Origin of the sequence: Paenibacillus sp. TC-CSREp1, assembly GCF_050171015.1 — a bacterium.
Taxonomy (GTDB): Bacteria; Bacillota; Bacilli; order Paenibacillales; family Paenibacillaceae; genus Paenibacillus; species Paenibacillus silvae.
In genome coordinates, this window is the sequence record NZ_JBNOKM010000007.1 from 167161 (window position 1) to 178786 (window position 11626).

Consider the following 11626-nt stretch of genomic DNA (forward strand, 5'->3'; position numbering starts at 1 on the left):
TAATTCACTTGAATTTAAGAAGCATCACAAAAATATCGAGGTTTTTTGTCATTCAAACTAAAGAATGTAAGGTGTAAGCTCATCAACTGCAAAAGCACGTATACTTATTCTTACAACAGCCTGAATAAAGCATACGATTGCATGATTGATTGCTAGCATCAAACAGTTGATCATTGGCGAAGGGCGGTGACCAGGTGGAAGAACCTACGCTTCATATCCAAATCAGAGACATGCTGAAACGTCCCGTGTTTCGCAAGGCGGAATATGTGGCCAGTGATCGTGCGCTGGAGCGTTATGTACGCTGGGTACATATTCTGGAGGTGCCAGAGATCGGGGATTTGCTCAGTGGAGGAGAATTGATCCTTACTACAGGCATTGGCTGGTCTGAAGGCAATCAGCGAGGCTTGTCCTTTCTGCATCAATTGATTACCTGCGGCGCCGCAGGATTATGTATTGAACTGGGGGAGCATACCCGCCCTCAGCTGGAAGGGCTGAAGCAGATTGCTGCTGAAGCTGATTTTCCGTTGATCTGGTTTCAGGATCAGGTTCGGTATATTGATATTACTCAAGATCTTCATTTTGCTCTGATCCGCAGTCATCAGCGTATGGTTGCCGAGCTGGACCAGCTCACCACCTCTTTTCATCAGCTGCTGCTGAATGGAGACGGTGTACTGCCGTTACTACGGCTCCTGTCACGGAATACAGGATATGCTGTCGCATTGTATCCACTGGAGGGGGAGGCTGCCGCAGTACCCTATGTTCCCACGGAGCAGCTGGAGATGCGAAGACAGCAGTGGTTTGCCGAGGCCGGAGAAACCCTGCAGCCGCAAAATAGAATGAACGGCATCAGCATGCCTGTTCAGGCGTTAGAGTATACCTTCGCTGATCTTGTCCTTTTTCCACATCAACCTGAAGACATCGATCTCAACCAACCTCCAGAGACCCGTCCATCTGAAAGTTATGTTATTCAAGCACTGGAGCGCTGTGCTGCTGCCATAGCCCAGGACTGGATGCGCACAAAATATATGGAGGAAAAACGACGTTACAAGGAGGATATGTGGGTCATCGACTGGTTAAACGGAAGCCATACCACCAAGGAGATTCAGGAGTATCTTTCGGCCGCCGATCCCCGGCTCTGCAAAGCCCAGGCTGCCGTTATTTTATTTGAAAGCCATCCAGTCCACAACGACAGTCTCCGACTCCAGAAGCTTTTGATTCAGCGTAATATTGTGGCCCGCTCCATATTCGCCCGAGAGGGCTTCACGCTCTACAGCACCGTACTTAACCTTCAAATTATTGTTATCGTAATTGATCCTCAATCAGAAACGCTGCGTAAAAATAAGGTTTGGCACTGCGTACAGCAATTAAAACAGCACGAGCAGGAGCAGACCCATCAACTCTTCTCTGGTCTCTTGGGCATTGGTCAGAGCTACTCCGACTTATCCCGTCTGCGGGAGAGTCTGGAATCAGCCAGGGAAACGCTGCGCATTCAGAAGGACATTGGCGTGATGCAACAGCCTTTCTATAGCAATCTTCACTGTTATCGAATTATCGCGAGTATGAAGCAGAGCGGCAATTTGAATGATTTTATTACCGAATATTTAGGCCCCCTTATCAGATATGACTCAGAGAAAGGCGGCCAGCTGCTTCTTACGCTGAAACAGTACCTGACTCTCTGCTGCTCCAAACAAGAGACAGCCAGTGCGCTGTTTATTGTCAGACAGACGCTCTATCACCGTTTGGACAAAATTGAATCACTTCTGGGAAAAGATTATCTCCTGCCGGAGAAGCGAGTGGCTATGGAGCTTGCGCTGTACGCTTACGAGTATATAAACGGACCACTTTTGTAAGAAATCCTAACTTGTTGTAAGAGGAGATCGTGTGATAAATCGTGCTGTGTGCTGTAAACGTCATTGAAGCAGTCCATGTATTGGAATGGATTACGCTCCTCGTCGGGTCTGCAGCTGACGAATCAATATATGACTGAACCACTTGCGACCTGCGGCTGTACCCACATGCTGCTCCACATTCTCCCCCGGGAGATCAGGGTGCTCCCATGTAACATGAGCACCCTCCAGATGTTCCCAAACCGAGCAGATTCGATACCCCTGAGCCACCAATCGCTCAATCGTGTGCTTCTCTTCCTCAAACGTTTCGCGCTCCGACATCAGCTTCGCCCCCCATTCAATGCAGCCATTGCAGAGAGCTGCTTTCTTGACGGGAGTGGTTCCTGCGCATTGTATTTGCTGCGCTTCACGTATTCTCCTGCCCCGGATACCCCGACAAACTGCCGATTCCGTATCACATATTCTCCCCGACACAGCACGGTTACCGGGCAGCCCTGTACCTGCATGCCTTCGAACGCGCTGTAATCCACGTTCATGTGATGGGTTTCTGCCGAAATGACTCTCGTTATGGATGGGTCAAAAATGACGATATCCGCATCCGTACCGACAGCCAGTGTTCCCTTTTGCGGAAATAATCCGAACAATTTGCTCGCCCTGGTCGAGCACAGATCAACCCACTGATTCAGTGAAATTCGGCCTTTAGCCACTCCCTCCGAATAGAGAATGCTGAGCCGATCCTCAATGACTGGCCCGCCATTCGGAATTTTGCTGAAATCCTGCCTGCCGAGGTCCTTCTGCCCTGTAAAATTAAACGAGCAGTGGTCCGAGCCGATTGTTTGCAGCTGTCCACTTTTCAGCGCATTCCACAGTGCCTCCTGATGCCCCTTCTCCCTTAACGGTGGAGACCAGACATACTTCGCCCCCTCGAAATCGGGTTGATCCATGATGGACTGCTCCAGCGTCAGATACTGTGGACACGTCTCTCCCCAGATTCGATAACCCAGCTCACGCATTCGTGCGATCTGCTCAACCGCTTCCGCACAGGTGACGTGCACCACGTACAGCTGCGAATCCGCCAGTGCAGCCAGACGGGCGGCACGTCCGGTCGCTTCTCCCTCCAGCATGGATGGACGAGTCAGCGCATGGTAGATCGGCGCAGTTCGCCCTTCGGCCAGTGCCTGCTTCACAAGCAGGTCAATGACATCTCCATTCTCGGCGTGCACCATGACCAGTGCTCCGTATTCTTTCGCCTTTTGCAGTGTCTGAAAGAGGATTCCGTCATCCGCCTGGAACTGGTTTTTGTACGCCATAAATACCTTGAAGGACGATACGCCCTCCTCTTCTATGATCTGCGGGAGCTCCTCCAGCACCTGATCATTCATCTCACCGATCATCAGGTGGAATCCGTAGTCAATGACCGCTTTGCCTCTGGCCTTGTTATGCCATTCCTGCAGCGATTCGGATAAGGGACGGCCCTTCTGGGTCAGACAAAAATCAATGATTGTTGTTGTTCCCCCAAATGCAGCCGCTTGCGTTCCTGTAGCAAAATCATCCGCGGTGACCGTGCCGCCAAACGGCATGTCAAGATGAGTGTGCGGATCAATACCACCTGGTATGACATAACAGCCCGATGCATCAATAACCTCTGTCTGGTCATCCGGCGTTAAGCCTATGCCGATCTGTTCAATTTTTCCCGCTGTAATCAAAAGGTCTGCTTCAAACGTATCCGATGCCGTCACTAATATCCCATTACGAATCAAAGTACGCGTGCTCATGAAATCGCCTCCTTGGTTGATTGATTACGGACGGACTGCAGCACAGCAATCGCCGATTGACGTTCATTCCATGTAACGGGTGCCTGATCCGATGCCAGTTCTACCATCTCGATTGCCCCTTCCACAGGACAGACAATGGAGCACAGATTACAGCCAACGCAGTCCTCCTCCACCACCTCCAGATAAGCGCCTGACGGGTCGATTAACATGTCAATGCATTGATGGGACGTATCTTCACAAGCAATATGGCATTTGTTGCAGTTGATACAAACATCACGATTGATGCGGGCCACGACCTTGTAATTCAGATCGAGATTGCCCCAATCCGAATATTTGGGTACGGTCCGACCCACCAGCTCCGATACACTGCTAAGTCCCTTTTCATCCAGATAATCGTTCAGGCCGTCGATCATATCCTTCACAATACGGAAGCCATGATGCATGGCCGCCGTACAGACCTGTACCCCCGTTGCACCCATTAGCAAAAATTCCGCGGTATCCCGCCAGTCGGATATGCCGCCAATGCCGGATATCGGTACTCCAACCTCGGGGTGGCGAGCACACTCCGCTACCATGTTCAGTGCAATAGGTTTCACTGCGGGACCGCAGTAACCGCCATGCGCTCCCTTGCCGCCTACATGCGGCACCGTATTCCACGAATCCAGATCAACACCAGCGAGAGAATTGATCGTGTTGATCAGCGAGATTGAATCAGCACCACCGCGCACAGCCGCCCGGGCAGTTGCTGTAATATCCGTGATATTCGGCGTTAACTTCACGATGACCGGTGTAGTGGCTACTTCTTTGACCCACATCGTTTGCAGCTCGACAAGATCAGGCTGTTGGCCTGAAGCAGCACCCATGCCACGTTCAGCCATACCATGTGGGCAGCCAAAGTTCAGCTCCAGACCATCGACCCCGACGGCCTCCACTTTTTTAACAATCTCATGCCACTTCTCCCTCCGCGGCTCAACCATCAGAGAGGCGACGACCGCGCGGTCCGGGAAACGCTTCTTCGTCTCGGCAATTTCGCGCAAGTTCACTTCCAGCGGACGGTCAGAGATCAACTCGATGTTATTAAAGCCCGCCACACGCTGCCCGCCAAAGTGAACTGCCGCAAAACGGGAGGAGGTGTTGATAATCGGTTCGCCGAGTGTTTTCCATACCGCACCACCCCAGCCCGCCTCAAACGCACGCTGGACCTGGTATCCCGTATTGGTCGGTGGTGCCGAGGCAAGCCAGAATGGATTAGGCGACTGAATGCCCGCCAGATTAATCGATAAGTCCGCCATATCAATCCCTCCTTGGATAAGAGCCTTATGAGTTCAATGAATTTGTGAGTCCCATTCTAACGATTCCCACAGCGCTTATTCAGCTGAAATACAGCCTTTGGAAATCCTAACGAATCGCAGGAACGCTATTTAGCTGTTTTTGCACGTTTCCAGCCGCATTTCGGCGTTTCGGAATGAAATAAGGATCGTGAGAATCGTTAGATTTCCCCCTGCCCCGTTTTCGCCGTAATAAGCTTTCTGGGGATCGTTAGCCGATCTGGAGCCAATATGAGGTCCCATAGAGATAAGTTTTTGCGAACGTCTTGAGTGTTTACGAAGACCGCCGACATCCGACGTTATTTCAACACACCTGTGTTGTGCACTTGGACCTTTCCTATGCACTTTCCTCATGACTTCCCTCATGCACTATCCTCATACACTTTGCTCATGACTTTCCTTGTGCACCTTCCTTATGCAATCTCCTTATGACTATCCTCATACACTTTCCTTACGCACTCTCCACAGTACGACCCGGAAGTGCCTTCATAATCGCAGCAGCAGCCAGTTTGCCCTGTAGTGCAGCCGAAACCACCATCGCCTCTCCTTGACCCTGACCAAAAACAACATCGCCAGCCGCATACACTTGAGGATGCGAAGTACGGTACGTATGCGTCTCAACTTCCACAACGCCTCCGTTATGACGCAGTTCAAATGCTTCAATGATTGGCAGCAGCCGATTCTGTCCAATGGCCCGAATGACGGTGTCACATTCAACGGTGAAGGTCGAGCCCTCCACAGCTACAGGCAGCGCCCGGCCGCCGCCAGGCGGTGTGACAAGCTCCATTTTCACACATTCTACAGCACGAACCCGGCCATTCTCATCACCGAGAATACGCTGCGGCATCGTAAACCAACGAAACTCTACACCCTCCTGCTTGGCAAAAGTGTACTCAAACGCATAGGCTGTCATCTGCTGCACCCCGCGCCGATACAACATCTGCACCCGCTCTGCACCCAGCCGCACGGAACAGGTCGCTGCATCCACTGCCGTATTGCCTGCACCAATAACAGCTACGTTCAAGCCATGGAGCGCTGGCGGCACACCTTGCTTGGTCGATTCCACAAGCTCAATGGCATCATACACCCCTTCCAGTGTCTCCCCCTCAATGCCCAGCATCGGGACCGATCCCATGCCACAAGCCAGAATTACAGCCTCGTGCCGCTCCAAGAGCTCCGACGCCGCCATGTCGATGCCAATGCGTACACCATAGCGAATCTGCACGCCCAGCGCTTCCACCTGTTCTACTTCCCACAGCGGAACCTGCTCGGGCAAACGGAAGGATACGATGCCGTAGGTATTCAGCCCGCCGCCTTTTGCCTTGGCTTCATAGATGGTCACTTCATAACCTGCCCTTCCCAGCTCACGTGCTGCCGAGAGTCCGGCAGGTCCTGCACCGACAACAGCAATGCTTCTGCCATTTGCAGGAGCTGCATGGAAAAGAGGTTCATTGCTCTCCCTCGCCCAATCTGTTGCATAACGCTGCAGGTCCCCAATGCGAATCGGCTTTGAAGATTCGTTCAGCACACAAGCACCCTCGCACAGCTCCTCCGTGGGACAGACTCGAGCGCAGCTCGCACCGATTGGATTGGCATCCATGATCGTGCGAGCCGATCCTTTGAGATGCCCGGTTGCTATTTTTTTAATAAAAGAAGGGATGTTGATATCGGTGGGGCACGCCTTAATACACGGAGCATCGTAACAATACAAACAGCGGTTGGATTCCTCCATCGCTTCCTTGCCAGTCATTGCCGGTTTCATCTCGACAAAACGAGACTCCCATCCATAATCGGACCCTGCTGCTCCAGAGTGATTCATCAATGTACGCACCTCCTGTAAATTAACGACCTGTATTCACTTTCAGTCAGCCGCACTACAGACTCACCAGCTGCTCATACGTCTCAGGTCTGCGATCCCGATAAAATTGCCACACATTACGCACTTCCCGAATCATCTCCGTATCCATCTCGCCAATAACTACTTCATCCTGATCCCTGCTGCCTACAGCCACCATGCGTCCCCTCGGGTCCACCAGATACGACTGCCCATAAAATTCACCCATATTCCACGGCGCTTCCACACCAACACGATTGATTGCCGCTACATAATAACCGTTGGCTACCGCATGGGCCGGCTGCTCCAGCTTCCACAAATACTCCGAGGTGCCTGCCACCGTAGCGGACGGATTAAACACAATTTCGGCCCCTGCCAGCCCAAGCAGACGCGCTCCTTCTGGAAAATGACGATCATAACAGATATACACACCCACTTTGGCGTAAGCCGTATCAAATACCGGATAACCGAGGTTGCCGGGTTTGAAATAATATTTTTCCCAGAAGCCGTTTGTCCCTTCTCCTGCCTCCACATGGGGAATATGATGCTTGCGATATTTGCCCAGATACGTTCCGTCCGCATCAATGACCGCCGCTGTATTGTAATAGGAAGCAATTCCATCCACCTCGTACACAGGCAAAATAAGGACTACAGCAAGCTCCTTCGCCAGCTCCTGAAAGCGTCTGGTTGTCGGCCCTTCCGGCACCCGCTCTGCCGATGCGTACCATTTGGGTGTTTGTTCTGTGCAAAAGTAAGGTCCGTAGAAAACCTCCTGCAGCCCGATGATCTGCGCCCCTCTCGCCGCTGCCTCACGTACAAGCCTGATGTGCTTCTGAATCGCCGCCTCCTTATGCACTTCAACAGGGGCTTCACCCTCAATGTCATGGGATGCCTGAATCAAACCGATACGAATTACACTCATAACGTCATCACGCCTCCTTTGGTAATATGCACATGCTGCGGATGGTACGGAACAGCACCTCTGTACCCAGCGCAATATCCTCAGGGGAGGAATATTCACTTGGATGATGACTGATGCCATCCTTGCTGCGAACAAAAATCATCCCATAATCACACACATACGACAGTGCCAATGCATCATGGAACGGGCCGCTCATCAGCTCCGGAAGGGGCAGCTGAATCTCTTCTGCGGCAGAGCGAATGACAGACATGATCGACTCGGCGCAGTATCGAGGCTCACTGTTGGTATCCTCGGTGACGGAATACGTTAGACCATAACGAGAGCTGACCTCGTCCAGCAAAGTCATCAGTTGCGCCTGGAGCCGATTGCGGCGCTTCATATCCATATCCCGTAAATCCACCGTAAAGCTAACTTCCTCAGGAATGATATTCCTCGAATCCGGGAACACCCTCAGACTTCCTACCGTACCAACAGTGGGGGCATCCGGGTCCTCACGCACCATATCATCAAAAGCGGCAATCACTTTGGCACTGCCTGCAAGGGCATCATGACGCATAAGCATTGGAACAGAACCCGCATGCCCGGCCATCCCCTTCATCGTTACCGTGAGCCAGAGCGGCCCGGAGATGCCTGTCACCAAACCTACAGGAGCATTCATAGCTTCCAGCACAGGCCCCTGCTCGATATGCAGCTCCAGATATTGCCCGATAGAACCTGGCGAATATGCAGCAGCAGCAAAATCAGCTGGCGAACAGCCGCAGGCCTCCAGTGCCTCCCGCCGAGTCACCCCGTTCTTGTCCTGACGTTCCAGCTCTCCTTCCTCCAGCTGATTCGTAATGCCGCGTGAACCGAACAATCCCTTGTTAAACCGGGACCCCTCCTCATCGCAAAAGGCAATGACTTCAATTGGCATCAGCGGCTGTATGCCTTGTTCAATCAGGGATTGTACGGCCTCCAGCGCACCTAATACACCAATAGCTCCGTCATAACGTCCACCATAAGGCTGGGAGTCGATATGTGAACCGATCATCAGGATCGGCAGAGTTGAATCCATTCCTTCCAAACGACCAATCAGATTGCCAAAAGCATCGATTCGAGTCGAAAGACCCGCCCCTTCCATCCAGGCTCTGACCCGTTTCATCCCCTCCATATCCTCCGGCGTAAGAGCAAGCCTGCATACACCTGTATCTGCGATCCTGCCAATCTGCGCGAGCTCCTCAATATGCTGCATCAGCCGCAGCTGATTAATCGATGGGTCGGTTGTTGTCTGCATTCTGCTTCCCTCCTTGCATCAGCTTGTGCGCTTCATAAGCTCATCCTCATCTCATGCTCATCTCACTTGTCGCTGCCTAATTCTGGTAATCATGCAGACTGCCAAGCGCATTAAACAAGCTGGCTGCGATGAGATCGAGTTCTTCCTCGGTGGTGACAAACGGCGGCGACAGCGTCAAAATATTGGCAAAGCCCGGCACCGTATCTCCATTCTTGCCAATCAATATGCCATCCTGTTTACAATGAGCCAGCACCTTCATCACGTTCTCCGCTTTCGCTGGCGAACCGTCCGGCTCAATCAGCTCGATGCCGCAGGCGAATCCGAAGAGACGGATATCACCTACGGGCGGAAGCTGGAGCAGTGGCGCAAGCTTCTCGCCCAGCATGCTGCCCAGCGCCGCTGCCCGGCTAACCAGCTGCTCCCGTTCCAGAATCTCAAGGTTGGCCAGCGCTACCCGGCACGATACCGGGTTACCGCCAAACGTATTCACATGCCGAAAATGACTGTCATCGCCTGGTTCGCGGAATGAATCGTATAAGTCCGATCTTACTGCTGTAGCGGAAAGCGGTGCATACGCACTCGTCATGCCCTTGGCCATCGTAACGATATCCGGCTGCACCCCGTAATTCTGATGGCCGAATTTCTGCCCCGAGCGTCCAAAGCCGCAGATCACCTCATCTACAATGAGCAGCACTCCGTATTTCTGGCAGATACCCTGAACGGTACGCATATAGTCCGGCGGGGGAACAATCATGCCGCCGCCAGTAATAACCGGCTCCATAATAACGGCAGCCACCGTCTCCGGGCCTTCCCAGCGGATCACCTCTTCATAAATGGCCGCACATTCCAGTCCGCAGCTATCCTTGCTTTTGCCGAACGGACAGCGGTAGCAATATGGCGGTGGAACATGGGAGAAGCCCACGCCAAGCGGCTCGTATTTGATCTTGCGGGCTGCCTGACCCGTCGCACCAAGCGCCCCCATGGAGTTCCCGTGATATGCCCGGTGACGGGAGATGAATTTGTGACGCGTGGGCTCACCATTCTGATGGTGGAACTGACGAGCTATTTTGAAAGCCACCTCATTCGCGTCCGAACCGGAGTTGGAGAAAAAAATCCGATACTTCCCCTCGAGCCATTCATTCAGCTTCTCTGCCAGCAAAATGGCGGGTTCATGACTCTGTGTCATTGGAATATAAGCGAGGGTTTTCATCTGTTCATAAGCGCTCTTCGCGATTTCCTCACGTCCGTGCCCTACATTGACACACCATAATCCCGACATCGCATCAAGATAACGCGTGCCCTCCTGATCCGTAATCCAGCTACCCTCTCCGCTAACCGCAATCATCGGATGATCGTTATGAGGTGAGATGTGGTGCCAGACGTACTTGCGATCCTTCTCAAGCCATTCTTCTCTCGTGCCACTCATGGGCTGGGGCTGCTGATTCACAGAACTCATCCGCCTTGCTCCTCTCTGATTGGATACGTTTATGCTGGTGCGTTCAATTGTACGGGGCATTTTCGATGCATCTGCACTTGCACTTACTTCACAGCCTCTTCATACACGTTCTTCTCCAGAGCCTCATCCAGATTGGCTGCTTTTTTGATCAATCCATAGTTCAGAGCGATATCGGCTGTGCGGGCAAACGACTCATCCACAAAGCTGCCCACCTGCTTCTCGGTAAAGCCCTCCGGGCGGATCAGCTTTGCAATCTCTGCCAGCATCGTTACCTGATGCTCACGAGTTGTGCTGCCTTCCGTCACATTACTCATGACGATGTCCACCGTCTCATCCTGATGATCAATGGCATAATTCCAGCCTTTCAGGATCGCACGGGTCACTTTGACCGCCATCTCATGATTGCTGTCCACCCAGTCCTTCTTGGCAATCAGCGTATCCTCCAGCATGCCAACTCCGGCATCCTCAATATTGAACACATCCAGATCAGACTCCTTTACGCCGCTTTCGAGCACCACATGATACTCGTTATAGATCGTAGCCGTTGCCACATCCACCTGATCATTGAAAAACTGATCCATCGTAAAGCCCTGCTTGACAAGATTGATATCTTTTTTCGGATCAAGTCCGTTCTTCTCCATAAAAGCAAGCACCTGAAACTGCTGGCTGCCAAACCAGGTGCTGACCTTCTTGCCTTTCATCTGCGCCGGGCTGGTAATTCCTGCAGACTTCTTGGCAATCAGCCGATAACTGCTCTTCTGTGAGATCTGGGCAAGTGAAACGAGGGGCAGACCGTTATCGCGGCTGACCAGCAAACTATCCACTCCTGTAATGCCGACGTCGGCTGCGCCGTTAACTACCTGCTGCTCAATGACGATATCAGGCCCCCCGGGAATAATCTCCGCATCAATGCCTTCCTCTGCAAAAAAACCTTTTTCCTTCGCGGCATAGATTCCGGCAAACTGCGCCTGCGGCACCCATTTGAGCTGAATTTTCACTTTGGTTAATGACGAATTGGCTGCTTCGTCCCCGCCCGAGCTTGCAGCAGCTGGCTGCGATGACGGCTCGGTTGAAGCCGAGCAGGCCGAAAGCAGCAAAATACATAAGACCAGCATCCATAAACCCAGCTTCCACGTTTTGTTCATATACAGAACGACCCCCTGTTTATATATGGAATTTGTTCTTCTAATC

The 11626-nt window shown here is 52.2% G+C and carries 9 protein-coding genes; 1 reads left to right on the forward strand and 8 read right to left on the reverse strand.

Features of this window, described 5'->3' with window-relative positions; genetic code table 11:
* Positions 1–173 precede the first annotated feature (173 nt).
* Entirely contained in the window at positions 174–1850 is a 1677-nt protein-coding gene (locus tag ACQSGY_RS12500; protein ID WP_427052106.1) for a PucR family transcriptional regulator, read from the forward strand.
* Positions 1851–1940: 90 nt separating this feature from the next.
* Here the strand turns inward: ACQSGY_RS12500 and ACQSGY_RS12505 are convergent, their stop codons facing one another.
* The 8 genes from ACQSGY_RS12505 to ACQSGY_RS12540 form a co-directional block, all read right to left on the reverse strand.
* Entirely contained in the window at positions 1941–2168 is a 228-nt protein-coding gene (locus tag ACQSGY_RS12505) for a hypothetical protein (RefSeq protein WP_427052107.1), read from the reverse strand.
* Complete coding sequence (hydA, locus tag ACQSGY_RS12510; RefSeq protein ID WP_427052108.1) at positions 2168–3622, reverse strand: dihydropyrimidinase; 1455 nt, start codon at positions 3620–3622, stop codon at positions 2168–2170. The genes ACQSGY_RS12505 and hydA overlap by 1 nt, the downstream gene beginning before the upstream one ends.
* Positions 3619–4914, reverse strand: a complete 1296-nt coding sequence (gene preA / locus ACQSGY_RS12515) for an NAD-dependent dihydropyrimidine dehydrogenase subunit PreA (RefSeq protein ID WP_427052109.1) — start codon at positions 4912–4914, stop codon at positions 3619–3621. Before preA ends, hydA begins: the two co-directional genes overlap by 4 nt.
* Positions 4915–5401: 487 nt before the next feature.
* Positions 5402–6769: an NAD(P)-dependent oxidoreductase gene (locus ACQSGY_RS12520; RefSeq protein ID WP_427052221.1), complete on the reverse strand. Its 1368-nt coding sequence runs from the start codon at positions 6767–6769 to the stop codon at positions 5402–5404.
* A 55-nt stretch (positions 6770–6824) separates the two neighbouring features.
* Complete coding sequence (locus ACQSGY_RS12525) at positions 6825–7706, reverse strand: nitrilase-related carbon-nitrogen hydrolase (RefSeq protein WP_188593845.1); 882 nt, start codon at positions 7704–7706, stop codon at positions 6825–6827.
* 7 nt (positions 7707–7713) lie between these two features.
* Positions 7714–8979 (reverse strand): M20 family metallo-hydrolase, encoded by a 1266-nt coding sequence (locus tag ACQSGY_RS12530; RefSeq protein WP_427052110.1) that lies wholly within the window; start codon positions 8977–8979, stop codon positions 7714–7716.
* 76 nt (positions 8980–9055) lie between these two features.
* Positions 9056–10435, reverse strand: coding sequence for an aspartate aminotransferase family protein (locus tag ACQSGY_RS12535; protein ID WP_427052111.1), 1380 nt, complete (start codon positions 10433–10435; stop codon positions 9056–9058).
* A gap of 83 nt (positions 10436–10518) precedes the next feature.
* Positions 10519–11580 carry an ABC transporter substrate-binding protein gene (locus ACQSGY_RS12540; protein ID WP_427052112.1) on the reverse strand — a complete coding sequence of 354 codons (1062 nt, stop codon included), beginning with the start codon at positions 11578–11580 and terminating at the stop codon, positions 10519–10521.
* Positions 11581–11626 lie beyond the last annotated feature (46 nt).

Bases quoted from the DNA above. Each gene is read 5' to 3' on its own strand.
- ACQSGY_RS12505 (WP_427052107.1), bottom strand. From the start codon at position 2,168: ATGTCGGAGCGCGAAACGTTTGAGGAAGAGAAGCACACGATTGAGCGA.
- hydA (WP_427052108.1), bottom strand. From the start codon at position 3,622: ATGAGCACGCGTACTTTGATTCGTAATGGGATATTAGTGACGGCATCG.
- preA (WP_427052109.1), bottom strand. From the start codon at position 4,914: ATGGCGGACTTATCGATTAATCTGGCGGGCATTCAGTCGCCTAATCCA.
- ACQSGY_RS12520 (WP_427052221.1), bottom strand. From the start codon at position 6,769: ATGAATCACTCTGGAGCAGCAGGGTCCGATTATGGATGGGAGTCTCGT.
- ACQSGY_RS12525 (WP_188593845.1), bottom strand. From the start codon at position 7,706: ATGAGTGTAATTCGTATCGGTTTGATTCAGGCATCCCATGACATTGAG.
- ACQSGY_RS12530 (WP_427052110.1), bottom strand. From the start codon at position 8,979: ATGCAGACAACAACCGACCCATCGATTAATCAGCTGCGGCTGATGCAG.
- ACQSGY_RS12535 (WP_427052111.1), bottom strand. From the start codon at position 10,435: ATGAGTTCTGTGAATCAGCAGCCCCAGCCCATGAGTGGCACGAGAGAA.
- ACQSGY_RS12540 (WP_427052112.1), bottom strand. From the start codon at position 11,580: ATGAACAAAACGTGGAAGCTGGGTTTATGGATGCTGGTCTTATGTATT.